Genomic DNA, 25,610 nt, shown 5'->3' with positions numbered 1-25,610 from the left:
CGACGCAGAAGGGGTGCGGCTGCGGATGCCGGGCCGTTACTTCGGCAGGGCGGACTTCAGCTGGTCGAGACCGTCGCCGCTGAGTTCGTCGAGGGCGGCGCGACGACCCGTCATCGCCAGCACCAGCGCCAGCATCGGACCGGAGACCTCCGGCCCCGATCCGGTGGACCACTCGGTGTCGGTGGCCCGCAGCGTGAGCCCCGCGACCCGGGACTTCGACCCGATCAGCAGGTTCGAGTTCTTGTAGAAGTCGGCGACTCGGATAACCGCGTCCATCGGGTACTCGTGTGCGATGCCGAGCGGTCGGCGGATGTCCTCGGCGTGGACGATCATCTCGCCCAGCATGGCGTCGATCGGGCCGGGCGGATGCGTGGAGTCACCCATGTGCGCCCGGAACTCGTCGAGCGACTCCGCTGGTGTTCCTTCCTCTTCGTGTGCGATGTCCTTCTCGAACATGGTGTTGATCCGGAATCCCGACCCGACGAGTTTTCCGACGAACTTCGGCGGCGTCATCTTCTCCGTCGCCGTCATGTGCGCGAACACGTCCCGCACGGTCCACCGTTCGCAGAGCGACGGCGTCGACCACTGGGTATCGGTCAGCGGTTCGAGGTCGTCCACCAGTGCGCGGCGTTCGTCGTGAATCGTGGGCCAGGGGCTTGACGTTGTCATTTCTCACTCCCTCGTCGCTCTGAATTCTCCCACCTCACGATCGCTGCGGCGAGACCCATTGCACAACGCGTTAGTCACGACTAACGTATTGATCGTGCTCGATCAGTTGGAAGTCGCAGCTGAGCCCACCCGGAGACGCCTCATGCAACTGCTGACATCAGGTGAAAAGACCGTCAACAACCTCGCCGCACACTTCCCCGCGAGCCGGTCGGCGATCTCGCAACATCTCCGGGTGCTCGCCGAGGCCGGGCTGGTCACTGCGCGTAAGGATGGACGCTTCAGGTACTACCGGCTCGACCCGCAGGGACTCGTTCAACTCCGGACGTTGTTCGACTCCTTCTGGATCGACGAACTCGACCGCCTCGTCGCGGACGCCACCGAGGAAGCAGCTTCCAAAGGAGACAGCTGATGCCATTCGACAAGACCGTCGTCGTCCCGCTGGACCCGGACGCCACGTTCGACCTCGTCACCCGACCGGAACGATTGCGGCGATGGCAGACCGTCGCGGCACGCGTCGACCTGCAAGCCGGCGGCGAGTACCGGTGGACCGTCGTCCCCGGACATTCCGCCGCGGGCACGTTCAGCGAGATCGTCCCCGGCAAGCGGGTGGTGTACACGTGGGGATGGGAGGCTGACGACGAACTCCCCCCGGGCTCGTCCACCGTGACCGTGACTCTGACCCCCACCGCCGGCGGGACCGAGGTGCGACTCGTGCACGACGGGCTCACCGACGAACAGGCCGTCCGCCACGCGGAGGGCTGGAACCACTACCTCGACCGTCTCGTCGCCGCCGCCCAGAAAAGTGACGCCGGACCCGACGACTGGGCGGCCGTACCGGATCCACTCGACGAACTGTCCAGTGCCGAGGCGACATTGGCGGTCGTGCAGCGTGTCCTTCGCGACGTCACAGACGAGGACATGTCCAAGCAGACGGCGTGCACCGAGTTCACCGTCTCGCAGCTCGCCGATCATCTCGTCGGTTCGATCACGGCCCTCGGTGGCGCCGCGGGCGCGACGTTCGACGACGACCCGGGCAAACCCGTCGAGGCCAGAATCGCCGACCTCGCCCAACCCGCACTGGAGGCGTGGCGCAGTCGCGGCCTGGACGGCACGGTGACGATCGGGACGAACAACCCTCCCGCCACCGTCGCCGCGGGGATCCTCTCGATCGAATTCCTCGTTCACGCCTGGGATTTCGCGGCAGCGACCGGAGGTGAGGTTGCCGTATCCGAGCCTCTCGCCGAATACGTGCTGTCGCTGACACACAAGATCATCACACCCGAAGGCAGGAAGGCCGTCGGGTTCGACGACCCCGTACCCGCCCCACACACCAGCGACGCGATCACCCGGCTCGTCGCCTACACCGGTCGCCACCCCGTCCCGGCCGTCTGACACCTCACACGGAAAGGTCCAGTCATGCCCATCAAGTCGGAATACGCCCAGGGAACACCGGACTGGGTAGACCTCCAAACCAGCGATCAGGACGCCGCCAAGGAGTTCTATGCGGAACTGCTCGGCTGGGAATACGACGACCGTCCGATGCCCGAAGGCCCCGTCTACTCGATGGCCACCGTGCGCGGCGAGAACGTCGCCGCCATTGCGCCACTACAACCCGACGCGGCCGCGGCCGGGGCGCCGGCGAACTGGAACACCTACATCGCAGTCGACGACGTCGACGCGACGCTCGCGAAAGTCCCCGGCGCAGGCGGCCAGGTTCTGATGCCGGCGTTCGACGTGGGGGAAGCGGGCCGCATGTCCTTCGTCACCGACCCCACCGGGGCGGCCGTCGGATTGTGGCAGGCGAACAAGCACATCGGCGCCACCCTCGTCGGCGACCCGGGCGCCTGCCTGTGGAACGAACTGAACACCGGCGACGTCGACAAGGCGCTCGCGTTCTACAACAGCGTCTTCGGGATCACCTCGTCGAAGATGTCGATGGGACCGGAGTACACCTACACGCTGTTGGAGGTGGGTGACGACCAGGTCGGCGGCTGCGGTGAGCCGATGAAACCCGGCACACCGAACCACTGGCGGGTGTACTTCGCCGTCGAGGACGTCGACGCCAGCGCCGCGAAGGCCGTCGAACTCGGCGGCACGATCGTCGAAGAAGCGATGGACATCCCCGCCGTCGGCCGCATGGCCGCCGTCACCGACCCGCAGGGCGCGATCTTCAGCATCATGACGCCCGAGGAACGTCAGGATCAGTAGACCGTGAAGATGCCCACACCCTCCGAGGAGGACAAACAGTTCTTCCGGTCGCTGATCCCCGACACTCCCGGCGTCGAGGTGAAGCCGATGCGCGAGTACCTGGCCCTGCCCGACCGGTGGCGCGGCACCCCGGACCGCGCCACACCGTGGGTGGAACGGGCGCTCGCCGAGATCGGCGCACTGCCGCCGAAGCAGCCGAAACCCCGGAAGAGGTAGCGGTACGACAGCAGCCCTGACCTGGAGGGAAACCAGATCAGGGCTGCCGGTCGTTGGCGGAAGCGGAGGGATTTGAACCCCCGGTCGCTTTCACGACGCTCGCTTTCAAGGCGAGTGCATTCGGCCGCTCTGCCACGCTTCCGTGGGCGATCTTATCGGTACGGAGGCGCCGGCGGGCAACCGGTCAGCGGTCGCCGATGGCCTTGTCGACGCGTTCGAACACCTCGGCGAGAACCTTCAGCTGAGACTTGGTGAGCAGATCGACGAGATTGCTCCGCACCCCCGCCACATGGGTGGGGGCCGCTTCGGCCAGCCGGGCGCGACCTTCGTCGGTGATGACGGCGAGCACCCCGCGGCCGTCCTCGAGGCAGGTGTCGCGGGTGACCATGCCCTGCGCTTCCATCCGCCGGATCTGGTGGGTGAGGCGGCTGCGGGAGGAGAGGACGCCGTCCGCGAGGTCGCTCATGCGCAGCGACCCGTCCGGCGACTCGGACAGCAGCACCAGAATGCGGTAATCCGCGAGGGACAGATCGTGTTTCTCCTGCAGATCCCGGTTGAGGACGTCCATCAGCCGCTGGTTGCCGTCCATGTAACCGCGCCAGGCGCGCATCTCGGCCGGGGTCAACCAATTGGTCGCGGCTTCGGCGTCGGAGGTTTCTGCTGTCACAGGTTCACAGTCTAGTAGTGCGACATTACTTTCCAGTAGCGTGCGGTCCCCGGAACGCCGAGGGAACGCTGTGATCGCTCACATCCACCGGGCGCCGACGCATTTCGCTAGCGTCGTCCCCATGTATGCGATCACGATCGACCAACCGGGCGGCCCCGAAGTCATGAAGTGGACGGAGCAGCCCGACCCGGAACTTCCACCCGGTCACGTCCTCCTCGACGTAGCCGCGACGGCCGTCAACCGCGCCGACCTGTTGCAGCGTCAGGGGTTCTATCCCCCGCCGCCCGGAGCCAGCGACGTCCTCGGGCTCGAATGTTCCGGCACGATCGCCGAACTCGGCGAGGGAGTGTCGGGGTGGTCCGTCGGCGACCAGGTGTGCGCACTGCTGGCCGGCGGCGGATACGCGGAGAAGGTGGCCGTCCCCGCGTCGCAGCTTCTCCCGCTGCCCGACGGGGTGGACCTGCTCGTCGCCGCGTCACTGCCGGAGGTCGCGTGCACGGTGTGGTCGAACGTCGTGATGGGCGCCGGGCTGTCCCGCGGCGACGTGCTGCTGGTGCACGGCGGTGGCGGCGGCATCGGCACGCACGCCATCCAGGTGGGCGTCGCGCTGGGTGCCCGCGTGGCCGTCACCGCCGGCTCCGAGGAGAAGCTGGCGCGCTGCCGCGAACTCGGCGCCGACATCCTCGTCAACTACCGTGAGGCCGATTTCGTCGACGAGATCCGCAAGGCGACCGACGGACACGGCGCCGATGTGATCCTCGACAACATGGGCGGCTCGTACCTCGACCGCAACGTCGACGTGCTCGCCGCCGACGGCCGGCTCGTCGTCATCGGCATGCAGGGTGGCCGCAAGGGAGAACTGGACCTCGGCAAGTTGCTGTCCAAGCGCGGCCATGTGACGGCGGCCGGACTGCGGGGGCGGGCCGAGACGGGACACGAGGGCAAGGCCGACATCGTCGCCGACGTCCGCAAGCGGCTGTGGCCGCTGATCGCGGAGGGCGCGGTCCATCCCATCGTCTCGGCCGAACTGCCCATCACCGAGGCGCCGCGCGGTCACGAACTGCTGGACTCGGCGGACACCGTCGGCAAGGTGATCCTGACGATCCCGCGGAACTGACGGCGAAGTGCGTCGCCCGATGTGACATTCGTCCACTCGATCGGAACGAATGTCACATCGGGCGCAGCAGGCGGCGGGGTCAGGGGGCAACAGCGGGCGGCGGATCAGCCCAGGGTGGCGAGCTCGTTCACGAGCTGGTCGATCTCGTAGCGCGTGGTGTACGGCGCGAGACCGATGGTGACGGCGCCGCCCTCGTCGTTGACGCCGAGCGCGTCGAGCAGCCGGGAACCGCCGTGGACGCCGCTGACGGTGGCGATGCGCTTGTCGGCGAGATGCGACGCCACCTTGTCGGCCGAGACTCCGGCGACGGTGAAGCTGAGCGTCGGAACCCGGCTGGGCGAGCGCCCGATGACCATCACCTGCGGTAGCCGCTTCAGCGACGACATGAGGTGGTCGAACAGGGTGTCCTGGTAGTTCTGCAGCGAGCTGATGGACGCCTCGAGCTTCTCGCGCCGGGAACCGGTGGCCGATTCGTCGAGGTTCGCGAGGAAGTCGATGGACGTGGTGAGGCCGGCGAGGAGCGCGAACTGGTGCACCCCGACCTCGAGACGTTCGACACCCCGCGCATACGGGTTGAGCGACACGGCGGGGATGCGGTCGAGGAGGGTGGGGTCGCGGAAGACGAGCGCCCCGACCTGCGGCCCGCCCCAGGAGGTGGCGCCGACGGCGACGACGTCCGCTCCGAGTTCGTTGATGTCGACGTGCGCGTAAGGGGCGGCGCCGATCGCGTCGACGACCATCAGTCCCCCGACTTCGTGGACGCGGTCGGAGGCGACACGGACGTCGGGCGCCGAGCCGACGATCGGGGAAGCGGCGGTGAGTGCGACGAGACGCGTCGTGGTGGTGATGAGGTCCTGGAACTGCCAGCTGGGGAGTTCGCACGTCTCGATCTCGACCTCCGCCCACCGCACCTGGGCGCCGTAGCGGCTGGCGACTCTGAGCCAGGGGGCGACGTTCGCTTCCTCGTCGAGGCGGGAGAGCACCAGCCCGGTTCCGAGGCCGAGTCGCGTGCTCAGCGACTCCGCCAGCCAGGCGAGGAGAACGGATCGGTCGGGTCCGAGCACGACCCCGGCGGGATCGCCTCCGACCAGGTCGGCGACGGCTGCTCGGGCCGCATCGAGTACCGCCGCACTGCGCCGGCTGGACACATGTCGCCCGGTCGACGAAGAGGCAGACGCCCGGAAGGCCGTGGAGACAGTGCGCGACACCGCGTCCGGAATCTGCATGCCGGCCTGCGGATCGAGATGGATCCAACCGTCGCCGAGTGAGGGGATGAGTCCCCGAACGCGGGCAACGTCGTAAGCCATGCCCGACACTCTAAGACCCCAAGTCAATACGGTCGAAGCCAGCCATCGGTTGTTGTGGAGTGCAACAAAGGTGGAATGGGCCCAAATTGGACGCACCTTCGCACTGCCGAGCGGGAACAGCCAAGATAGAGGCATGACGAACTCGGAGAATGAACACGTCGTCGTGATCGGCCCCGACGGTCAGCCCATGGCCATCCCCGTCGCCGAGGCCGCGAGCAAGCCCGAGGGCTCCGACGCCGCCGCGGACGCGAACGGGAACGGCACGGAGTCGGTGGCCGACATGGTGGAGCAGCCGGCCAAGGTCATGCGCATCGGCACGATGATCAAACAGCTCCTCGAGGAAGTGCGCGCCGCACCGCTCGACGACGCCAGCCGCAACCGGTTGAAGGAGATCCACAAGTCGTCGATCCACGAGCTCGAGCAGGGCCTCGCCCCCGAGCTGCGCGACGAGCTCGAACGCCTCACCCTGCCCTTCACCGACGACACCGTCCCCACCGACGCCGAACTCCGCATCGCGCAGGCGCAGCTGGTGGGGTGGCTCGAAGGACTGTTCCACGGCATCCAGACGGCCCTGTTCGCCCAGCAGATGGCGGCCCGCTCCCAGCTCGAACAGATGCGCCAGGGAGCACTGCCTCCGGGTTTCAGCATGGGCAACCCGCACGGGGCGCACAATCACGATCCGGGGTCGCAGTCGAGCGGTACCGGCCAGTACCTGTAGCAACGGGCGAAACAGCATGGAACTCGACTCCCGGTAGGCTCGGTGCCCGTGTCAGCATCCGCTATCGAAACCGAGGCCACAGGCGGCCCGCTCCCGACGTCCGACTCGCAGACCTTCCGTCGCGCGTTCAAGGACCTCAGGGACGGCTTCGCTCAGCGCGAGCTGTGGCTGAGCCTCGGCTGGCAGGACATCAAGCAGCGCTACCGCCGGTCGGTGATCGGCCCGTTCTGGATCACGATCGCGACCGGCGTGCAGGCCGCGGCGATGGGCATCCTGTACTCCGCCCTGCTCGACATCCCGCTGGACGAGTTCCTGCCGTATGTCACCGTGGGTCTGATCGTCTGGAACCTGATCAGCGCGAGCATCCTCGAGGGATCCGAGGTGTTCATCGCCAACGAGGGGCTGATCAAACAGTTGCCGTCGGCGCTGAGCGTCCACGTCTACCGGCTGGTGTGGCGGCAACTGCTGCTGTTCGCCCACAACCTCGTGATCTACGTGGTCATGCTGTTCGCGTTCGGGGTGTGGCGCCACCTGACCTGGATGTCGCTCGCCGCGATCCCGGCGATCGCGCTGATCGTCGTCAATGCGGCGTGGGTGTCGATCATGTTCGGCATCTTCTCCACCCGGTACCGGGACATCGCGCCGATCCTCGGCAGCATGACACTGCTGCTGTTCGTGCTGACTCCGATCATGTGGACGACGCAGAGTCTCGAGGCGCAGGGCGGGCAGGCCGCCGAGCGCGTCAAGCTCGCCGAGTTGAACCCGCTGTTCCACTACCTCGACATCGTGCGCGCGCCCATGATCGGTCAGGATCAGCAGGCGTACCACTGGTACATCGTGCTGACCATCACCGTCGTCGGGTGGGCCGCCGCCATCCTCGCGCTTCGCAAGTACCGGGCCCGTGTGCCCTACTGGGTTTAGGGGTCAGAAGTAATGACAGAGCATGTGAGTATCGAGACGCGGGACGCCTGCGTCGACTTCCCGATCTTCGACGCCAAGTCCCGGTCGCTGAAGAAGGCGTTCCTCGGCAAGGCCGGCGGGTCGATCGGGCGCAACAACTCGGACGTCGTGGTGGTCGAGGCCCTGCGCGACATCAACCTGTCGCTGAAGGAAGGCGACCGGATCGGCCTGGTCGGCCACAACGGCGCCGGCAAGTCGACGCTGTTGCGGTTGCTGTCCGGCATCTACGAACCCACCCGCGGCAGCGCGAGCATCCGCGGCCGCGTGGCCCCGGTCTTCGACCTCGGTGTGGGCATGGACCCCGAGATCTCCGGCTACGAGAACATCATCATCCGCGGGCTGTTCCTCGGGCAGACCCGCAAGCAGATGCTCGCGAAGATGGATGAGATCGCCGAGTTCACCGAGCTGGGCGAGTACCTGTCGATGCCGCTGCGCACGTACTCCACCGGTATGCGCGTGCGCGTCGCGATGGGTGTGGTCACCAGCATCGACCCGGAGATCCTGCTGCTCGACGAGGGCATCGGTGCCGTCGACGCGGAGTTCATGAAGAAGGCGCGCGTGCGTCTGCAGGCACTGGTGGAGCGGTCCGGCATCCTGGTGTTCGCCAGCCACTCCAACGAGTTCCTCGCCCAGCTCTGCGACAGGGCCATGTGGATCGACCACGGTCAGATCCGTCAGCAGGGCGGCATCGAGGACGTCGTCCGCGCGTACGAGGGTGACGACGCCGCCGACCACGTCCGCCACGTCATCTACGAGATGGACCGGGAGAAGTCCGGGCTCACCGCTTCGGCCGAACGGGACGCCCGTAGCGACAGATCGAACGAGCGTCCCGTTCGTACGGCCGCGGAAGCCGAGGCGGAGTCCGCGTGAGCGCTGCTGCCGAGCGGATCGTCGGTGTCGTCGTCACCCACAAGCGCCGCGCACTGCTGGCGGAATCGCTGAAGGTCCTCGGCTCGCAGACGCGTCCGCTGGACCACCTGGTGGTCGTGGACAACGCCGCCGAGGACGACGTGCGTGAGCTCGTCGAATCGTCCGGGATTCCCGTCAGCTACCTCGGTTCGCAGCACAATCTGGGCGGGGCGGGCGGCTTCGCGCTGGGGATCCTGTACGCCCTCTCGCTCGGCGCCGACTGGGTGTGGCTCGCCGACGACGACGGACGGCCCGAGGGACCGAAGGTCCTGGAGACGCTGCTCGATTGCGCGCAGCGGCACGGGCTGGCCGAGGTCTCCCCGGTGGTCTGCGACATCGACGACCCCGACCGTCTCGCGTTCCCGCTGCGCCGCGGTGTGGAGTGGCGACGGCTGCGTTCCGAACTGTTCGCGGACGGCGACGACTCTGCCGACCTGCTGCCGGGCATCGCGTCGCTGTTCAACGGCGCCCTGTTCCGCGCGTCGGCGATCGACACGGTCGGCGTTCCCGACCTGCGTCTGTTCGTCCGCGGCGACGAGGTGGAGGTGCATCGCCGGCTGGTGCGATCGGGGCTGCCGTTCGGCACGTGCCTGCAGACGGCGTACGTGCACCCGAACGGCGCGGAGGAGTTCAAGCCGATCCTCGGGGGCCGGATGCACACGCAGTACCCGGACAACGAGACGAAACGGTTCTTCACGTACCGCAACCGCGGCTACCTGCTGTCCCAGCCGGGCATGCGGAAGCTGCTGCCGCAGGAATGGGTGCGGTTCGGGTGGTACTTCCTCGTCACGAGGCGTGATCCGCAGGGTCTGCGTGAGTGGATGCGGTTGCGGAAGCTGGGCCGCCAGGAGCGGTTCGAGCGCCCGTAATTCGGTTGCGTCCGGGTTCCGCCGGGTGGGAGCATCGTGGGGTTCCGGTCTGAGAATCTCGACGTGTTGCGAAGGAGTGAGTGTCCGATGACTGTCTCGTCGGTCGACGCCGTGTGCGTCCGCTCCCCCTTCCCCCTCGCCTGACCGAACCCGTGCAGTGGTCCGGTCGGCACTCATCGACCCGAGGATCACACCCACCATGTTCGACCCTGGACAACTCCTGCCCTACGGCTGGAACGACACACTTTCCGACACCTTCGACAACTACCCGGCCGACGGTCGCGAGCCCGGGCGGGTGATCCGCGTGGACCGCGGTCGCTGCGACGTCGCCGCTCCCGCGGGCGTCGTCCGCGCGCTCGCCGGCGAGCACACTCTCTGCACCGGCGATTGGGTGACGCTCCACCGTCACGGCGACGAGCTCGCCGTCGCCGACCTGCTCCCGCGGCGCAGCGCGATCGTCCGGGCGTCCGCGTCCGGCCGGTCGGAGGGCCAGCTCCTCGCGGCCAACGTCGACACGGTGGTGATCGCCGCCGGACTCGACACCGCCCTCGATCTCGGACGCATCGAACGCCTGCTGGCCCTGGTGTGGGAGAGCGGCGCCCAGCCGGTGGTCGCGCTCACCAAATCCGATACCGTGCAGGATGTTTCCCTCGCGACCGCAGAGGTGGCAGCGGTGGCGCCGGGTGCGACGGTGCTCGCGGTGAGCGCCGACACGGGCGACGGCATCGACGTCCTCACCGCCGTGATCGACGGGACGGTCGCGCTCATCGGACCGTCCGGCGCGGGCAAGTCGACGCTCGCGAACGCGTTGCTCGGCGAAGACGTGCTCGCGACCGGACGTGTCCGCGAGGGCGACCACAAGGGGCGGCACACGACCGCGCACCGTGAACTCCTGCCGCTGCCCTCCGGGGGCGCCCTGATCGACACGCCGGGACTGCGGGGTGTCGGCATGTGGGACGCTGCCGACGGCATCGACAAGACGTTTCCTGAGATAGAGGAACTCGCGGCGCAGTGCCGGTTCGCGGACTGCTCGCACACGGCCGAACCCGGCTGCGCGGTGCAGGGCGCGGTGGAGCGCGGCGAATTGCCCGAGCGGAGGCTCTCAACTGTTGCCTCGATATCTAATACTATCCGGTATGTTCTGACACTATCTACGACGCGAATTGGTGAGGCTGCGCAATACTTGGGCCCGTCGGCAGTTAGGACGCGCACGGCGGCATCGGAGGGCCGGTTGCCCTCTCGGCGCACCGGTTTCGGGGGACCGAAACTGTGATCGCGTGGACCCCGACGCCTACCTGGGCCGGCCTGTATCGGAGTGTGCGGGAGCGACGCCGGAGAGGTGGAGGCATTGTAATGCCGGGTGTCGGGCTCGACCGGGCGGGAGGCTTCGCTGGCCGATCAGGAAAAGGTGTTTCGGGAGAGCGTTTACTGGTGAGGTGTGTGGGGTCTCCAAAGGATCGCGGTTCGGGACTCGAGGGAGTGGCGAGGGGCGCGGCCGGATGCTCGACGACGCGGCCAAGGGCGGGGTTCACGGTGGTGCGGGTGGTGGCGAGATCGATTGGCCCGATTCGCCGGTGGCGTGGGTCGGGCGGTACTTGTCGGGGGTCGGCGTTACAGTCGGGTTCTGTGAGAGGCGGGCGAGGTATCGCTGGGGGAGTTGGTGGATGACGTCATCGCGTTGCTGGCATCGTTGTCCGGCCGGTTGTAATCAGCCGCGGTCGATGCAGTTTCAACACCGACTTCTTCAATACCGGCTTCGGGGCGATGCCGGCGCACGGTTGGGAAGGGGTGGCTGGTGAGGATCTCGGGGGATCGCGAATCTTGTTCGGCCGCGGGGGTGCTCGCCGATCGTGAATTGGGCCCGGCATGAGCGGGCCGGGATCGACTGCGGCGCGGCAGTTTTCGGTGACCACCCGCGCCCATGTGGCGGTCGACGATGCGACCGGCGAGCCGATCGGTCTCGACGACGTCGATGTCCGGGTGGGGTGGCTGCTCGACCTGGTCGCCGCGGCCGGCGCCGAGTTGGTGTCGCGGCTGTGGCAGCCGGCGACGTTCGATGTGCTCGCCGCCGGCCTTGACCGCCAGGACCGCAGGCTGCCCGCGCAAGGTCACGTCGCCGCGGCCCGTCTCGGCTGGACTCCGTTCTATCCGGACGGGGTCTACGTGCCGTCGCGGGTGAGCAGGGTGGTGACCGCGCAGGTGGTGGCGACCCTGCGGACCCTGGCCTACCGGGACACCGCGATCGCGGCGCTCTCGGCCCGGTTCGACCCGGCCACCGGTCGTCTGACCGCACCCACCGAGCCGGGCGACTCTGTGCCGGCGGGTTTCGCCCGGGGCGTGCGGCGTCAGCTCGCCGCCCGCGGGGGCGGCGGGGCACCGGCCGGCCGGTTGCGGATCACCGAAATACAGGGACCGCCACAGACGAGCGCGATGGCCCGGCTGTCGGCCGCCGATCGGCAACTCGCGCAGATCACCGTGACGGGCCGTGAGCTGGTGTTGACGGTGAAGCTGCCCACCAGTCCGACCCCGGCGGGGCGGGCGCAGTGGCGCAGTGTCCGACTGACCGCCGCCATCCCCGAGCATCTGCACGGCAGAGCCGTTACCGACTGGCATCTGCCGACCCTGGTCCTCGACGGCCGGGGTCTGCTCTGGCGGTGCGCCGCGACCGAACTCGTCCCCGCAGACGACCTGGACTCGGCCGCGGTCGCGGTCGGGGTGGACTGGTCCCCGACCAGTCTGGGTGCCGCCGCCCTCGTGGCCGAGGGTGCTGACGGGTTGTCCTCGGATTACCGAGGTTGGACCTACGACGACCGCGGCCTCGGGATCAAACTGGCACGCCTGCAGACCGAGGGGCAGCTGCTGCACGGCAAGGCGGCCCGGTTGACGCGGCTCGCCGCCGCCGCCCCGCCCGAGGTACGCGCCCGGCTGGAGGCGAAGATCGCCGTCCTCGACGCCCACCGCACCGCGGTGGGTGTCAAGAGGGGAATGATCAACCGGGAACTGGCCTTCCATTTCGCCCGCCAGGTCACCGACTACGCCACCGCCGCGGGCGCGCAGGTGATCGCGGTGGAAGATCTCACCACCCTCGAGACCCGCGGACGCGGACGGGTCAACAACAACCGGGCCGCGCAGTCCGCCCGCCGCCACGCTGTCACTGCCCTCGCGCACACCGCCGCAGGTGTCGGCGTCACGGTGGTCTCGGTGCCCGCCCGGGGCTCCTCCGCATGGTGTCCGGGCTGCGACGAACCGCTCTCCCGCCCCGGCGGCTACCACACCGCCTGGTGCCCGGCCTGCCAGGTCGGCGGCAACCGCGACCACATGGCCGGGGTGAACCTGGCCAAACGCGCACTGCTCGGCAGAAGCAAAGTCACCAGGCGGCGTGGGCGGATGCCCGTGGTCCGGGTGGCCGAACATGCGCCGGTGCGCCGGTGCCGCGACAAGAACGGTCCCACACCGAGCAGACCGCGGCACCGCCGGGTCCGCCGCAGCCTGCCCCCCACAACACGGCGGGTGGGGGGTGAATCCGAAACAGCATGTTCCTGCACCACAAGCGTCGGTGTGGGACACGGTCAAACCCACACCACCGCACGGTGATACCGGTAGCCGTGACACACGTACATCTCAAGCGTCCGCCCCACCAGTGGCAGACGGTATGAGATCTACGTAGACGCTTGCCAGCTACCGCAAGCTGATTCGCGAGAACGGCTGGATCGCGTCACGCACCGATGCGAGGCTCCGGGCCGAGCGTGAACGCGAGTGGAAGAGCATCGCCCGCTGGCAACGTCAGATGTACCGCAGTCGCGGTCACTGACACGGGCGCCCGACCCGCATCCCGGTTCGAGCGGTGAGCCGGGATGCGGACTGGCAACATGGGTATATGTTCGATCTTCGGAGAAAGGCCCGTCTCAAGCTTCAACGTGCCATGTCCGAGGTGGTGGCCGAATCGGATCGGCGGTCCCGCGAACTCACCGAGAACCAGCACGACCAGACCCTGGCCGAGCTGAGCGCGACCAACCAGGAACTCGCCCGGGTGCTGTCCGAGCTGTCCGATGCCCGCATGGAGATCTCCGACGTCCAGCAGCGGCTCGGCGAACTCGAGCAGCAGGCCCGCCGCGACATCACGCAGGCGCTGGACGTGCGGGCCACGAACGAGGCCGCGGCGTTCGTGCTCGAGCACATGCCGAAGGCGCCCGTGTTCTGGAATCCGCAGGACACACTGCGCTACGGACTGTCGCAGGTGGAGGTCGAGGGGCTGGCCCTCGAGTTCGGGGTGGCGTCGGGCACCACGCTCCGGATCATCGTCGAACAGTTGAAGGACGCCGAGCACGAGGTGTTCGGGTTCGACGTGTTCTCCGGTCTGCCGCAGACCTGGCGCACCGGATTCCCGGCCGGGGAGTTCGCGCAGCAGAAACTGCCGCACGTGCGGGGCGCGCAGCTGGTGCCCGGACTGTTCGAGGACACGCTGGCGGGCTTCCTCGAGGAACACCCGGGACCGGTGTCGTTCGTGCATCTCGACGCCGACCTGTACTCGTCCACGAAGTCGGTGCTCGACCGGCTCGAACGGCGGGTGGTCGCGGGCACGGTGATCGTGTTCGACGAGTTCTTCAACTTCCCGGGCTGGCAGGAGCACGAGTACCGGGCCTGGACGGAGTTCGTCGACCGCACCGGCGTCGGCTTCGAGTACCTGAGCTACACCGCGAACCACGAGCAGGTGGTCGTGCGGATCACCGCACCAGCATCACCGCCTGCGTGACGTTGAACGTCGCGCGTGCGTCGATCCGCAGTCCGGACCGCGCGAGAGCGGCGAACGCCTCGGTGTCCTCGAAGTGGTACGGCGGCAGCGTCCACACCTCGTTGGACGTGTGCCGGATGATGCGCTCGGTGTCGCGTTCGTAGTCGGTGAAGAACCAGACCACGGAGCACGAGTCGAGCGCGCCCGCGAGGTCAGGGACCGCGAGTTCGTCGTCCCACAGCGACCCCCGGCTCGCGGCCGTGGTCCCGAGCCCGATGTCGCGAGTGCCGTCGAAGGCCTCCGGCCGCACGTTCTTCACGAGCCGCAGCGACGTGGGGTTCCAGGCCGGCTTGTCGAACAGCACGCAGTCGCCGGGGCGGAGGTGTTCCCCGGCGAAACCGTTGACGGTGCTGAAGTCCATGCCGCTGGGTTTCGCCCACTGCTCGCGCTGTTCGAGGTAGCTCGGCGATGCGGCCACCGCGAACACCGCGATCACCGCGGCGGACTGCCACCACTTCCGGGTCAGGGCGGCCAGGCAGAGTCCGCCGACGAGGGCCACCGCGGGCGTCGTGAATGTGAAGTACCGCGGGAGATACACCGGGCTGCGCAGGAGCGAGTACGCGAGCAGCGTCGCCATCGGCACCGCGATCCACGGCAACGCGACGGACAGTACCGGGGGCAGCCGGTGACCGCGCACCAGCGCCACCGACCCGGCCACCACCAGCACGGCGAACAGCACCGCGAACCACGGTGCGCCGACGAACCACTGGTACTCGGCGACGGCCCGGGGCAGGTGCCCGTCGAGCGGCGGGATCCACGCCACCTGGACCGATTCCCGGCGCACCAGTGCCACGAACGGCGCCGCGACCACCGCCCCCGCGGCCGTGCCCGACGTCCAACCGAGCCAGGACCGCCGGGCCTCGCGCAGCAGCAGGATCGTCAGCAGGTGCGCGGGAACGAGGGTGATCAGGTAGACGAACAACACGATCGACACCGCCAGGCCTGCGGCGTACAGCGCCCACAGCCACCAGCGCCGGAACCTCAGTGCCGCAAGGAGAATCACGGTCAGCCAGACCGCGGCCGCCGCCGTGGCCGCGTACCCGCGCGCCTCCGTGGCCGCCCACGTGACACTGGGCAGGATCACGAACAGGATCCCGGACAGCACCGCCACCCGCCTGGTCGAGATCAGCGCACCGAGCACCACCACGCCTGCGCCCGCCGCGCCAGTGGCCAGGGCGCTCGGGAACCGCGCCGAGAACTCGGAGGCACCGAACGCCGCGAACCAGTAGTGCATCCCGACGTAGTACAGCCCGTGCACGGCATCGATGTGGCCGAGCAGATTCGACAGGTCGGGCCGGGACCGCTGACTCGAGTACAGCGTCGCGACCTCGTCGTACCAGAACGACGGACGCCAACTCCACGCCGCGCCGAGCACCACACCGACAGCGAAGACGAGGAACGAATCCCGGAGCAGCCCGCGAACATCGCGTGCCCGCAACGGTCCGGCCGACGTCACTGACCGTAGAGGCGAGCCCAGTTCTCCCGGCTGGTGAGCTGCGGCAACGCGTCCCGGTACTGGCGCTGCGTGGACGCCGCATCCTCGCGGAACCGTTTCATCAGCTTCGCGGTCCGGGCCGTGAGCTCCCGGGCCGTCTCCTTGTCGCGGCGGCGCACCCGCACCCCGGACTGGGAGGCGTCGGTGATGACGGCGGTGTCGAACAGCGACACGTGCCACCAGTGCGCCTCCGCCACAGGGATACTCGCGACACCGTGCTGGGTGCGGCCGAGCCACTGGTTCGCGGCCCGCTTGGCGAGGACGAGGTCGAGCTTGCTCTTGTCGGGCTCGAAACCGGCGTACCGGGTGACGAGATCGGAGTTGCGGACCCCGGGAATGTTCGACGCGGGATGCTTGACGGTTTCGGGGAACCGCTTGCGCTCCTCGCGGATCGACGCCAGCACGGCCTGACCGCCGTCCTCGAGCACCTTCGGGCCCTCGAGGAAGTCCTCGATCCCGCGAATCATGGTGTACGCCAACCCGTACTGCATCGACACGAGGTACTGGGTGACCTCCCGCGTCATCATCTTGCTCAGCGACTTGGCGTCGAAGTCACTGTGCAGCGCGGCGGCGATCAGCGAGTTGCGGATGCTGAAGTACTTGGCCCAGTCGTCGCGGTCCTTCCAGTGGAAGTCCGCGTGCCACACACCGGCGTTGGGCAGGGTGACCGTGACGAATCCGGCGGCGCGGGCGCGGATGCCGTACTCGATGTCGTCCCACTGGAAGAACATCGGCAGCGGGAGCCCGATCTGCGCGACCACCTCGGCGGGGATCAGACACGACCACCACGCGTTGTAGCCGGCGTCGACGCGCTTGTGCTGCTTCTTCTTGATCAGGTTGATGTCGTGCCGCGACCCGGCCGCCCAGCGGCCCGCCTTCAGCTTCGACAGGTCCGCTTCCTCTGCGCTGACGTGCAGGTGTTCCGGGTTCATCAGGTACAGCATCTGCGCGCCGACGAGCGTCGGCTCGGTGGTGACGTTGGCGAATGCGTTCATCCGCAGGATCGACTCCGGCTCGCACAGGATGTCGTCGTCCATCAGAATCAGGTTGGCGTGCTCGTTGATGCCCGAGACCTCGTACATGCCGCGGGTGAATCCGCCGGCCCCGCCGAGGTTCGGCTGCCGCAGGTAGACGAGCTTGTCGCCCAGGATCTCGGCGACCTCGGTGAACTTCTCCCGGTCCGACACGTGGTCGCTGCCCTGGTCGACCACGTACACGGCGTCGATGCCGGACGCCATCGTCGAGTCGTTCGCGATGGCGGCGACGGTCTCGGCGCAGTCGTCGGCGCGGTTGAACGTGCAGATCGCGATCGCGGCGGGCCGGATCACCGACGGCGCGGCGACGGTCCACTCCAGTTCGCTCACCGCGAGGGGGCCGTCGACGGCGGTGAACTCCACCCACAGGGAGCCGCCGTCGAGGTAGGCGTCCAGCTTCGCCGACAGCGTCGCCGTGCCCGAGCCGTCGATCTCCGTCGTCGCGAGGATGCGCGAGTTTCCGCCCGAATCGGAGCCGCGCAGCGCCACCACGGCACGTCCGCCGGCCTCGTGGTGGAACCCGACGGTCACGTCGGTGACCGTGGTCCAGCGCTGGTAGTAGCTGGCCGCGAACCGGCCGAAGTAGGTGTCGGTGTCGACCGTCGCACCCTTCTCGAGGTGCACGACGTGGCGCTCGCGGTGGGCACGGCCCTTGACGATCCTGGCGTACAGGTCGTCCTTGACCCGGGTGGTCGGTCCCGTGAAGAGACCTCGCGCCACCACGAGGCGGTCGGGTGCGCGATGCTCGGTGAGAGCACTCCGTACCGCGGCCGTGCTCCCGTCCACAGGTGCTACCGACGCAGACTCGTTCATAGTGCTCCTACTGTTCCCCGCGAGAGGTGGGCTGGACCGCGCCACGGCGACAGCACGATCCTCTTCTCGGTTCGCAGGGTATCAACCTCGCGACCCGCTCCCCGACCATGCGAGGCGACCTCCGTCCCGGTGACGGGCCCGCAGCCGGAACAGCCCCACCCCCATCGCGAGCACATCTGCCCTGGATATGCGGGTTTCGTGGCTGTCGTGGTCGTCGCTCAGACGCACCGGGACCTCGACCGGCACGATGCCCGCCCGCTCCGCGAGGTAGACGAGTTCGGTGGTGAACAGGAATCCGGGTTCGACGAGGTCGGGAACCAGTCCCCGCATCAGGTCGCCGTCCATCAGGACGGTGCCCTGGGGGTCGCCGGTGCGCATCCCGAGGACCACCCGACGCAACGCCGCGAAACCCCACGTCAGGGTGCCCCGGAGGGCGCCGCGCCGCACCTGCGAGTCGGGGTGGGCCTTGGAACCGATCACGACTTCGGGCAGCCGGCCGTCGTGGCCGGCGGCGAGTTTCTCGGCGCCGTCGAGGTCGTCGAACCCGAACGGCAGGTCGTCCGCCGTCAGCAGCACGTGCGCGCCGCGACTCGCCTCCGCTCCGGTCCGCAACGCGTTGCCCATGCCCTTCTCACTCCGCAGGACGGTGAGCGACACACGTCCGGGCGTCCAGTCCGCGGCGAGGCGGGTGCAGATGTCCACGGTGTCGTCGGTGGATCCGTTCTCCACAACGATGATCTCGACGTCGTGGCCGGCCAGTCGTTCGGCGACCCGGTGGACGGTCTGCTCGATGACGGCGGCGGAATTGTAGGCCGGGACGACGACCGACAGCGCCTTCGGCGCACGTGCGCCTTTCTGGTCGTGGGAACAACCGAAAAGGCGCACGGGCGCAGCCTAACTCGTAGGCTCGGAGTCCGTGGCACCCTCCGCGTCCGTGTCTTCGACGTTCACCCGATCGATACACCGCATGCCCGAGTGGTTGGTGGCACTGGCAGTCGCGGTGGCTGCCGTGGCCGTCGCGACGATTCCGCGGATCGTGTACGACCGCTTCTACTACGGCGGCGACATGCTGGAATCGTTCGTGCCGTCCTGGCACCGGATCGGCACGGAACTCCTGGCCGGGCGGTGGCTCACCGTCAATCCCGACGCCTGGATCGGCGGAAACTACGCGGGCGAGGCCGCGTACGGTCTGTACAACCCGGTCAACCTGGCCAACTACGTCCTGGCCGCGAAGTTCGAGAACCTGTCCGTCGCGGCGTTCGTGATCATGGCCGAGTTCCTTGCGCTGTTCGCCCTCGCGACGTATCTGCTGTGCCGCGAATACGGCGCCCGCCGCGGTCCCGCGATCCTCGCCGGACTGACCATTCCGTTCAGCGGTTTCACCCTGTTCTACGAGGCGGCGGGCTGGCCGTCCGGGATGATGGCCGTCGCGTGGGTGACGCTGTTCTGGTGGTCGGCGCTCCGCCTCTCCCGCGGTCGCACGAACCCGCTGGTCACCTTCGTGATCGGTGCGCTGACAGTGAGCATGGGCAACCCGTACGCCGCGCTCGGCGCCGTCGTCGTACTCCTCGGCATCGGGATCGGCCTGCTGGTCGAGCGGCAGTTCTTCCGGTTGCTCGTGCTCGTCGTCACCGGCGCGTGCGCGGGCACCGCCGCGCTGGTGACGTACCTGCCGCTGTTCCTCAGTGTCGACGTCACCACCCGCGCCGGCAGCACCGGCATCTTCAACGACACGTTCCTGCAACCGCAGATCGGCGGCCTCGCGGGAATGAGCAGCCCGTCGTATCTCCCCGTGATCATGACGTTCGGGGGCCCCGTCGAGGTGATCCCGTCGCTGTACCTCGCGTGGTTCGTGCTGCCGGTGCTGCCATGGCTTCCGTGGGGACGGATCCGCGCACTGTTCGCGTCCGCGGAGTTCCGTCGCGCGCACGGGCGACCACTGATCAGCCTGGCCGTGATCGCGGTCGTCTACTTCCTCTTCACGTTCGGACCGTCGAACGTCGGGATGTTCCGGTGGCCGATCCGGCTCGTCGAATACCTGTACCTGTGCGTGGTGATCGGCCTGGCGCTCGCGCTGTCGCTGGGGATCGCGCGCGACCGGGTGCGTCACCGGGCGACGGCGTCGGCGGTGCTGATCGCGCTGGGTTACTACCTGGCGTTCTCGTCCTCGCCCGCCCTGACGCTGCGGCACACGCTGTTCGCGCTGCTCGTCGCGGCGCTGTGCGTGCTCGCGTACACCGGCTGGCGCACGCGGGGGCCGAATGCTCTCGTCGCCGCCCTCGTCCTGGGCACCGTGGTGGTGGCCGCCGCGCAGGTCTGGTCCCTGACCCGCGACGTCGAGCGCGGCAGCCGCGTCGACCCGGCGAGTACATCGGTGCTGTCCGAGCAGACCGACCGCTACCAGGGCACCGTGCTGCAACTCGCCGACCTGGGCGACACGTCCCACGAGGACGTCACCGCCGGCCGGATCCTGTTCGGCAACGAGATCATGGCGTCGTCCGTCGAGGGCAGCATCAACGCCTACACCGGTATCGGGTTCACCGAGTTCCAGGAAGCCCTGTGCATGGACTACCGCGGCGCCGTCTGCCCCGGGGTGTACGGGGCGCTCTGGCAGCCGGTGAACGCGGACATCCCGATCCCGCTGATCGACTACCTCCGGGTGTCGACGCTCGTCGTGGAGCACGGGCTCGTGCCCGAGGTCGCGACGGCACCGCCCCCACCCGGCTGGCACGTCACCGAACGCGGCGACTCCCGGACGGTGTTGCAGCGGGACCGGCCGCTGCCCCTGCCCGGACGCGTGGCGTTCGCGTCCGACGGCGTCCGGGTGCTCTCGTCCGACACGAGCGCGGCGACGGAGACCGTGCGGGTGGCGGGCAGCGGCGGCACCGTCTGGTTCGCGCGCCTCGCGTGGCCCGGCTACTCGGCCACCGTCGACGGCGAGCCGGTGGACGCGACCGCCGGGTGGCACGGTCTGCTCGAGGTGTCGGTGCCGCCGGGTGACCACGATCTGGTCGTGTCGTTCCGGCCGCCGCGGCAGAACCTGTCCGTAGCGGCATTCGGCGCAGCGACGGTCGTGGTGCTGATCTTGTCCGTCGTCGATGCGGTGGTGCGCCGGCGCAGGCTCAGCGCGGCGACCACTCGGACGACGTGAACGCCGACGCCTCGGTGGAGCCGGATCCCGCGACCGACGCGGACGACAACGCGTCGGCGATCAGCTGGTGGCCGATCTGGTTCGGGTGGTCGCCGTCGTCGGCCAGCAGTCCCGTGGGGTCGCCGTCGCCCCACGTCCCCTTGAACGTGCTGAACAGGTCGACGTAGGTGGCGCCCTCGGCACCCGCGACCTCCGAGATGACGTCGTTGGCGCGCAACGTCAGTACGGCGCTGTCCCGGAGGAACTGCGGGCCGTACAACTCGCGGGCCACGTCGCCGTCGGGGAAGACGTCCCAGTACCCGGTGACCAGCACCGCGGTCGGCTGACCGGCCCGCAGTTCGGCGATGCGGTCGAGCACGGACGTCAGCGTGGTCTGTAGCTGCGGGAGGACGGGTTCGAAGCAGCCGAGGCCGTCGTCGCCACCGCAGTCGCCGTCCAGGTAGTCGTCGAGTTCGGCGTAGAAGTCGTTGGCGCCGATCGTGACGGTGACGAGGTCGGCGTCGCGGACGGCGTCGGCGTCGTATTCGCCGGGTTCGAGGGAGTCGAGCAGGTCGGTGCTGGTCCAGCCTCCGACACCCAGGTTGGCCACCTGGACGGGCAGCGCGTCGTCGCCGGACAGCTGATCGCCGAACAGTTCCACGAACGGCGTGCAGCCGGGGCATCCGTCACCGGCCGGGATCGAATCCCCCAGGCCCACGAGAGTCGCACCTGCGGGCGGTGATTGCGGCTGCGGTTGCGCGACGGGCGGTGCCACAGTCGTGGAACAGCCGGCGAGGAGCGGAATCAGGACCGCTACGGGAACACCGAGAATCCAGCGTCGCACGGGGCCTCCCCATCACGTCCTGCGCCTCGGAGGGAGCGCTCGTCACCGGTCCGGACGAATTCTACCGACGGTCGTGCTCGGCTGCCGTTCCCCGCGGGACCGTGCGGACGTGCGCCCGCTCGCCCTGGGGACCGAACAGGCTGAGGATCTCCGCCGGTTGCGGTCCGGGGTTGCCGAACCAGTGCGGGACGTGGGTGTCGAACTCCGCGACCTCCCCCGGCGTCAGGATCACGTCGTGTTCGCCGAGCAGCAGTCGCAGCCGGCCGGACAGGACGTACAGCCATTCGTAGCCCTCGTGGACCTGCAGGTTCGGGACGCCGTTCGGGTCACCCGGTGGGATCACGTGCTTGAACGCCTGGATCCCGCCGGGCCTGCGCGTCAGCGGGATGATCGTCGAGCCGTTGCGCTCGAGGGGTCGCAGATGGACGCGGGGGTCGCCGGTGGCGGGTGCGTCGACGAGTTCGTCCAGGGGCAGTTGGTGGGCGCGGGCCAGCAGGAGCATCAGCTCGAGAGTGGGTTTCCGCTGGCCGGACTCGAGCCGCGACAGGGTGCTCACCGAGATCCCGGTGGACTCGGAAAGCTGGGCGAGGGTGGCACCGCGCTGCTGCCGGAGTGCTTTCAGCCGCGGTCCCACGGCGTCGAGGACGCCGTCCAGATCGGGTACGTCGTTCACACCCACCATGTTGCCACAGCGGCAAACTTGCTTGCCAGTTTCGCGGCCTCCCCGGACAGTGGACGTCACGAGGTCGACGAACGAAGGAGAACGCGATGGAAGACAGTTACGACGTAGTGGTCGTCGGTGGCGGCGCGGCCGGACTCGGCGGGGCACTGGCCCTGTCGCGGGCACGCCGCTCGGTGCTCGTGATCGACGCGGGCGCCCCGCGCAACGCACCGGCCGGGCGCATTCACAACTATCTCGGCCGAGAGGGCACCCCTCCCGGCGAACTACTGGCCATCGGACGCGAGGAGGTCGCCGGGTACGGCGGCGAGATCGTGACCGGCACCGTCACGTCCGCAGACAAGATCGGGGACGGCCAGTTCCGGGTGACACTCGCCGACGGCGCGGCCGTGCGGGCGCGGAGACTGCTCGTGACCACCGGCCTCGTCGACGTGCTCCCCGACATCCCCGGGGTGGCCGAGCGATGGGGACGCGACGTCCTGCACTGCCCGTACTGCCACGGCTGGGAGGTCCGAGACCAGCCGGTCGGCGTCCTCGCCGGCAGTCCGCTGGCGGTGCACCAGGCGCTGATGTGGCGGCAGTGGACCGAGAACGTGACGCTGTTCCTGAACGACGCGGACGAACCCACCGGCGAGGAGTACGAGCAGCTCGCCGCACGCGGTATCGCCGTGATCGACGGCGGTGTGGCCGGGCTCGAGGTGCAGGACGACCGGCTGACCGGTGTCCGGCTGCGCACGGGTCAGGTCTTCTCCCTCACCGCCGTGGTGGTCCCGCCCGTGTTCAGGGCCCGCGCCGACTTCCTTACGAGCCTCGGCCTGGACACCACCGAGATGGAGATGGCCGGACACGTGATCGGCACCGCCGTCGCCGCCGACGCGACCGGCGCCACCGCGGTTCCGGGGGTGTGGGTGGCAGGCAACGTCGCAGACCCGAAGGCGCAGGTGATCGTCGCCGCCGGAGCCGGCCTGAGCGCCGCGGCAGCGATCAACGCCGATCTCATCATGGACGACACCCGCCTGGCGGTCGCCGGAGCGCTCAGCCGGTAGCCGACACCGTCGCCTCGTGGACCACGCGATGCGCGGGCAGGATCGAGTCGCGCTCCGCTTCGGCCTCCCCCTCGCCGCCGATCAGTCCGACGTAATGCGCGAGCTGGGCGGCGAGGGGTTCGTCGCTGTAGCGGAGGGTGGGGATCTCGATCACCGTCTGCTGCTTGTAGCCGTCGCGGTCGGCGGGCAGGTCGTCGTCGATGTGCCGGTAGATGGTGATGTCGCGGCGCAGGAGGTCGATCTCGATCAGGCGGTCCGGCTCCAGCAGCGACAGCTGCCGGACCTTCCGCTGACTCACCCGGCTGGCCGAGATGGTGGCCACCGCACCGGATTCGAAACGCAGCACCGCCTCCGCGCAGTCCTCGGCCTCGTTGCGCCGCGAACTGTCGTGGAAGTACCCGAATTCGGCCTTCACGCCGACGGGTGGTGATCCGACGAAACCGATCGCGAGGTCGACGTCGTGGATCAGCAGGTCGGTCGCGACGCCGGTGGGGATGCGGGAGACGAACGGCGAGTGCCGGATTCCGTTGACCTGCCACACGTCACCGGCGAATTCGCGGGCCGTCCGGACCGCCGGATTGAATCGCTCGAGCAGGCCGCACATCAGCGGGACACCCGTCGCGGCGGCACGTTTCACCAGATCCGTGCTCTCCTCGTACGTTGCGGCGAGCGGCTTTTCGACGAGCACCGGCTTGCCGAGGTCGAGGACGCGGCCCGCCAACTCGTAGTGGGCGGGTGTCGCCGCCGCGACGACGGCGGCGTCGATGCCGTCCAGTTCGTCGAAATCCGCAGCCCATTCGGTGTCGAACCGTGCGGCGACCTCCCGCCCGTGTTCCTCCCGCGGTTCCACGAGCAGGGCGAGGTCACACAGCGAGGACTGCGCGAGAACGCGGGCGTGCAGCGAACCCATCCTGCCGGATCCGATGAGCGCGATCCGCGGTCGCGTGGACGTCATCATGCCTCCATCGCCTCGCGCACCGCGGCGACGATCCGGTCGACGTCGTCGGTGGAGAGCGCGGCGTGGACGGGAATGCTCAGGCACCGGCGGGCCACGGACGTCGCGACCGGCGTGGGCGAGATGATCACCCGGGGATGCTCGCGGTAGCAGTCGTAGTCGTAGACGGTTCTCGGGTAGTAGACACCGCTGCCGACCCCCCGATCTCCCAGACGCTGCGCGAGGGTGTCGCGGTCGATCGGCGCATCGGGTGCGAGGATCACGGTGAACTGGTGCCACACGTGTCCGCGGCCCGCGAGTTCCGAAGGCAGAACGAGACCTTCGACGTCCTTCAGACCGGTCCGCAGCGCCTCGGCGTTGCGCCGGCGCGACTCCACCTGCTGTAGATAGGAACCCAGTTGCGGCAACCCGAGACTGGCCTGCAGATCCGTCATCCGGAAGTTCTGGCCCGCCATCTCGTACTCGTAGCGGCGTCGCATGCCCTGATTCCGCAGCACCCGCAACCGGTCGGCCACCGCGTCGTCGTCCGTCGTGACCATGCCGCCCTCGGCGGTGGTGAGATTCTTGGTGGCGTAGAACGAGAAGCAGCCGAGCCCGAAACTGCCCGCACCCTTGCCGTCGAACGTGGCACCGTGCGCCTGCGCGGCGTCCTCGACGACGGCGAGTCCCCGGGTCTCGGCCAACGGCATCAGCGCACCCATGTCCGCGGTCTGCCCGTACAGATGCACCGGCATCAGCACCCGGGTGCGCTCGTTCACGCACTGCGACACGATGTCGGCGTCGAGTGCGAAATCGGCAGCCCCGATGTCGGCGAACCGGGCCGTCGCGCCGGAGTCGAGAATCGCGTTGAGCGTGGCCACGAACGTGAACGGGGTGGTGAGCACCTCGTCGCCCGGTTGGAGGTCCAGCACCCGCAGCGCCGCGATCAGCGCGGTGGTGCCGCTGTTGACGGCCACGGCGTGCCGGGTGCCGACGAGTTCGGCGAACCCGTCCTCGAACCTCGCGACCTTCGGTCCCTGCGCGACCATCCCTGATCGCAGGGTGTCGAGAACCTCGCGCTCGACGTCCTCTCCGAAAGAGATACTCGAGATCGCGATCACGGTTCCTCCGATAGATTGACGTGCGTTCACACCGTCTTCACAGATTGCACCCTCTTGAAGGTTCCCACGGTCTGCACGGCTC

Annotated in this window: 23 protein-coding genes, 1 tRNA gene and 1 pseudogene; 14 read left to right on the top strand and 11 right to left on the bottom strand. The window is 68.7% G+C overall.

Going from position 1 to position 25,610, the window contains the following annotated elements; translation table 11 throughout:
* Positions 1-36: 36 nt before the first annotated feature.
* The gene (locus tag QM806_RS10850; protein WP_005569415.1) at positions 37-669 is read right to left on the bottom strand and encodes a maleylpyruvate isomerase family mycothiol-dependent enzyme; all 633 of its coding nucleotides are present in this window, start codon (positions 667-669) and stop codon (positions 37-39) included.
* 142 nt (positions 670-811) lie between these two features.
* On the opposite strand from QM806_RS10850, the gene QM806_RS10845 reads away from it, so the two are divergent.
* From QM806_RS10845 to QM806_RS10830, 4 genes are read left to right on the top strand one after another with little or no spacing between them, the layout of a single operon-like run.
* The gene (locus QM806_RS10845) at positions 812-1,078 is read left to right on the top strand and encodes an ArsR/SmtB family transcription factor (RefSeq protein WP_249343845.1); all 267 of its coding nucleotides are present in this window, start codon (positions 812-814) and stop codon (positions 1,076-1,078) included.
* On the top strand, positions 1,078-2,061 hold the full coding sequence (locus QM806_RS10840; RefSeq protein ID WP_210461338.1) for a TIGR03086 family metal-binding protein: 984 nt from the start codon (positions 1,078-1,080) through the stop codon (positions 2,059-2,061). Before QM806_RS10845 ends, QM806_RS10840 begins: the two co-directional genes overlap by 1 nt.
* Before the next feature lie 24 nt (positions 2,062-2,085).
* Positions 2,086-2,877: a VOC family protein gene (locus tag QM806_RS10835; RefSeq protein ID WP_120659904.1), complete on the top strand. Its 792-nt coding sequence runs from the start codon at positions 2,086-2,088 to the stop codon at positions 2,875-2,877.
* Between the two features lie 3 nt (positions 2,878-2,880).
* Positions 2,881-3,093, top strand: coding sequence for a hypothetical protein (locus QM806_RS10830; protein WP_169693798.1), 213 nt, complete (start codon positions 2,881-2,883; stop codon positions 3,091-3,093).
* Between the two features lie 54 nt (positions 3,094-3,147).
* On the opposite strand, the gene QM806_RS10825 is transcribed toward QM806_RS10830, so the two are convergent.
* A tRNA-Ser gene (locus tag QM806_RS10825) sits at positions 3,148-3,235 on the bottom strand.
* Between the two features lie 42 nt (positions 3,236-3,277).
* Positions 3,278-3,760 (bottom strand): MarR family winged helix-turn-helix transcriptional regulator, encoded by a 483-nt coding sequence (locus QM806_RS10820; RefSeq protein ID WP_005248780.1) that lies wholly within the window; start codon positions 3,758-3,760, stop codon positions 3,278-3,280.
* Positions 3,761-3,881: 121 nt separating this feature from the next.
* Between QM806_RS10820 and QM806_RS10815 the strand changes: the two genes are divergently transcribed.
* Positions 3,882-4,877, top strand: coding sequence for an NAD(P)H-quinone oxidoreductase (locus tag QM806_RS10815; RefSeq protein ID WP_283291338.1), 996 nt, complete (start codon positions 3,882-3,884; stop codon positions 4,875-4,877).
* Positions 4,878-4,981: 104 nt separating this feature from the next.
* Here QM806_RS10815 and QM806_RS10810 read toward each other — a convergent pair whose 3' ends face one another.
* The gene (locus QM806_RS10810) at positions 4,982-6,184 is read right to left on the bottom strand and encodes a cysteine desulfurase-like protein (protein ID WP_005253261.1); all 1,203 of its coding nucleotides are present in this window, start codon (positions 6,182-6,184) and stop codon (positions 4,982-4,984) included.
* Between the two features lie 133 nt (positions 6,185-6,317).
* On the opposite strand from QM806_RS10810, the gene QM806_RS10805 reads away from it, so the two are divergent.
* From QM806_RS10805 to QM806_RS10770, 7 genes and pseudogenes are all read left to right on the top strand, one after another.
* Positions 6,318-6,902 (top strand): bacterial proteasome activator family protein, encoded by a 585-nt coding sequence (locus QM806_RS10805; protein ID WP_005571487.1) that lies wholly within the window; start codon positions 6,318-6,320, stop codon positions 6,900-6,902.
* 48 nt (positions 6,903-6,950) lie between these two features.
* Positions 6,951-7,823: a galactan export ABC transporter permease subunit Wzm/RfbD gene (gene wzm, locus QM806_RS10800; RefSeq protein WP_005571488.1), complete on the top strand. Its 873-nt coding sequence runs from the start codon at positions 6,951-6,953 to the stop codon at positions 7,821-7,823.
* 12 nt (positions 7,824-7,835) lie between these two features.
* Positions 7,836-8,732, top strand: coding sequence for a galactan export ABC transporter ATP-binding subunit Wzt/RfbE (gene wzt, locus QM806_RS10795; RefSeq protein ID WP_005571489.1), 897 nt, complete (start codon positions 7,836-7,838; stop codon positions 8,730-8,732).
* Positions 8,729-9,640 (top strand): galactofuranosyltransferase GlfT1, encoded by a 912-nt coding sequence (glfT1, locus tag QM806_RS10790; protein ID WP_005571491.1) that lies wholly within the window; start codon positions 8,729-8,731, stop codon positions 9,638-9,640. Before wzt ends, glfT1 begins: the two co-directional genes overlap by 4 nt.
* A 157-nt stretch (positions 9,641-9,797) precedes the next feature.
* The gene (rsgA, locus tag QM806_RS10785) at positions 9,798-10,913 is read left to right on the top strand and encodes a ribosome small subunit-dependent GTPase A (RefSeq protein WP_054247583.1); all 1,116 of its coding nucleotides are present in this window, start codon (positions 9,798-9,800) and stop codon (positions 10,911-10,913) included.
* 593 nt (positions 10,914-11,506) lie between these two features.
* Positions 11,507-13,307: pseudogene (locus QM806_RS10780) on the top strand (zinc ribbon domain-containing protein).
* A gap of 210 nt (positions 13,308-13,517) precedes the next feature.
* Positions 13,518-14,393 (top strand): class I SAM-dependent methyltransferase, encoded by an 876-nt coding sequence (locus QM806_RS10770; RefSeq protein ID WP_054248767.1) that lies wholly within the window; start codon positions 13,518-13,520, stop codon positions 14,391-14,393.
* Here QM806_RS10770 and QM806_RS10765 read toward each other — a convergent pair.
* The 3 genes from QM806_RS10765 to QM806_RS10755 all read right to left on the bottom strand — a co-directional run bounded on the left by QM806_RS10765 (position 14,365) and on the right by QM806_RS10755 (position 18,659).
* A complete protein-coding gene (locus QM806_RS10765; RefSeq protein ID WP_283291337.1) occupies positions 14,365-15,888 on the bottom strand; it encodes a glycosyltransferase family 39 protein in 1,524 nt (507 codons plus the stop codon). The genes QM806_RS10770 and QM806_RS10765 overlap by 29 nt on opposite strands.
* Entirely contained in the window at positions 15,885-17,774 is a 1,890-nt protein-coding gene (locus QM806_RS10760; protein WP_054248769.1) for a glycosyltransferase, read from the bottom strand. The genes QM806_RS10765 and QM806_RS10760 overlap by 4 nt, the downstream gene beginning before the upstream one ends.
* An 81-nt stretch (positions 17,775-17,855) precedes the next feature.
* On the bottom strand, positions 17,856-18,659 hold the full coding sequence (locus QM806_RS10755) for a glycosyltransferase (protein ID WP_005253252.1): 804 nt from the start codon (positions 18,657-18,659) through the stop codon (positions 17,856-17,858).
* A gap of 82 nt (positions 18,660-18,741) precedes the next feature.
* On the opposite strand from QM806_RS10755, the gene QM806_RS10750 reads away from it, so the two are divergent.
* Positions 18,742-20,925: a glycosyltransferase family protein gene (locus QM806_RS10750; RefSeq protein WP_169693800.1), complete on the top strand. Its 2,184-nt coding sequence runs from the start codon at positions 18,742-18,744 to the stop codon at positions 20,923-20,925.
* On the opposite strand, the gene QM806_RS10745 is transcribed toward QM806_RS10750, so the two are convergent.
* Both QM806_RS10745 and QM806_RS10740 read right to left on the bottom strand, forming a co-directional pair.
* Positions 20,897-21,748: an SGNH/GDSL hydrolase family protein gene (locus tag QM806_RS10745; RefSeq protein WP_005571168.1), complete on the bottom strand. Its 852-nt coding sequence runs from the start codon at positions 21,746-21,748 to the stop codon at positions 20,897-20,899. The genes QM806_RS10750 and QM806_RS10745 overlap by 29 nt on opposite strands.
* A gap of 61 nt (positions 21,749-21,809) precedes the next feature.
* Entirely contained in the window at positions 21,810-22,430 is a 621-nt protein-coding gene (locus QM806_RS10740) for a helix-turn-helix domain-containing protein (RefSeq protein ID WP_005253247.1), read from the bottom strand.
* Positions 22,431-22,516: 86 nt separating this feature from the next.
* Here QM806_RS10740 and QM806_RS10735 point away from each other — a divergent pair, with 86 nt between their 5' ends.
* Positions 22,517-23,473 carry an NAD(P)/FAD-dependent oxidoreductase gene (locus QM806_RS10735; protein WP_169693801.1) on the top strand — a complete coding sequence of 319 codons (957 nt, stop codon included), beginning with the start codon at positions 22,517-22,519 and terminating at the stop codon, positions 23,471-23,473.
* Here QM806_RS10735 and QM806_RS10730 read toward each other — a convergent pair.
* Positions 23,463-24,428: a Gfo/Idh/MocA family protein gene (locus QM806_RS10730; protein WP_133985922.1), complete on the bottom strand. Its 966-nt coding sequence runs from the start codon at positions 24,426-24,428 to the stop codon at positions 23,463-23,465. The genes QM806_RS10735 and QM806_RS10730 overlap by 11 nt on opposite strands.
* Entirely contained in the window at positions 24,428-25,528 is a 1,101-nt protein-coding gene (locus QM806_RS10725) for a DegT/DnrJ/EryC1/StrS family aminotransferase (RefSeq protein ID WP_005571174.1), read from the bottom strand. The genes QM806_RS10730 and QM806_RS10725 overlap by 1 nt, the downstream gene beginning before the upstream one ends.
* Positions 25,529-25,610 lie beyond the last annotated feature (82 nt).

The sequence above is a fragment of the Rhodococcus sp. IEGM 1351 genome, assembly GCF_030056875.1.
Classification (GTDB): Bacteria; Actinomycetota; Actinomycetes; order Mycobacteriales; family Mycobacteriaceae; genus Rhodococcus_F; species Rhodococcus_F opacus.
The sequence above is the reverse complement of the archived record's forward strand: the minus strand, read 5'-3'. Positions and strand labels throughout refer to the sequence as shown.

Excerpts from the sequence above, each read along its gene's own strand:
- QM806_RS10850 (WP_005569415.1), bottom strand. The coding sequence starts at position 669 with ATGACAACGTCAAGCCCCTGGCCCACGATTCACGACGAACGCCGCGCA.
- QM806_RS10845 (WP_249343845.1), top strand. The coding sequence starts at position 812 with ATGCAACTGCTGACATCAGGTGAAAAGACCGTCAACAACCTCGCCGCA.
- QM806_RS10840 (WP_210461338.1), top strand. The coding sequence starts at position 1,078 with ATGCCATTCGACAAGACCGTCGTCGTCCCGCTGGACCCGGACGCCACG.
- QM806_RS10835 (WP_120659904.1), top strand. The coding sequence starts at position 2,086 with ATGCCCATCAAGTCGGAATACGCCCAGGGAACACCGGACTGGGTAGAC.
- QM806_RS10815 (WP_283291338.1), top strand. The coding sequence starts at position 3,882 with ATGTATGCGATCACGATCGACCAACCGGGCGGCCCCGAAGTCATGAAG.
- QM806_RS10810 (WP_005253261.1), bottom strand. The coding sequence starts at position 6,184 with ATGGCTTACGACGTTGCCCGCGTTCGGGGACTCATCCCCTCACTCGGC.
- QM806_RS10805 (WP_005571487.1), top strand. The coding sequence starts at position 6,318 with ATGACGAACTCGGAGAATGAACACGTCGTCGTGATCGGCCCCGACGGT.
- wzt (WP_005571489.1), top strand. The coding sequence starts at position 7,836 with ATGACAGAGCATGTGAGTATCGAGACGCGGGACGCCTGCGTCGACTTC.
- QM806_RS10770 (WP_054248767.1), top strand. The coding sequence starts at position 13,518 with ATGTTCGATCTTCGGAGAAAGGCCCGTCTCAAGCTTCAACGTGCCATG.
- QM806_RS10760 (WP_054248769.1), bottom strand. The coding sequence starts at position 17,774 with ATGAACGAGTCTGCGTCGGTAGCACCTGTGGACGGGAGCACGGCCGCG.
- QM806_RS10750 (WP_169693800.1), top strand. The coding sequence starts at position 18,742 with ATGCCCGAGTGGTTGGTGGCACTGGCAGTCGCGGTGGCTGCCGTGGCC.
- QM806_RS10740 (WP_005253247.1), bottom strand. The coding sequence starts at position 22,430 with ATGGTGGGTGTGAACGACGTACCCGATCTGGACGGCGTCCTCGACGCC.
- QM806_RS10735 (WP_169693801.1), top strand. The coding sequence starts at position 22,517 with ATGGAAGACAGTTACGACGTAGTGGTCGTCGGTGGCGGCGCGGCCGGA.
- QM806_RS10730 (WP_133985922.1), bottom strand. The coding sequence starts at position 24,428 with ATGACGTCCACGCGACCGCGGATCGCGCTCATCGGATCCGGCAGGATG.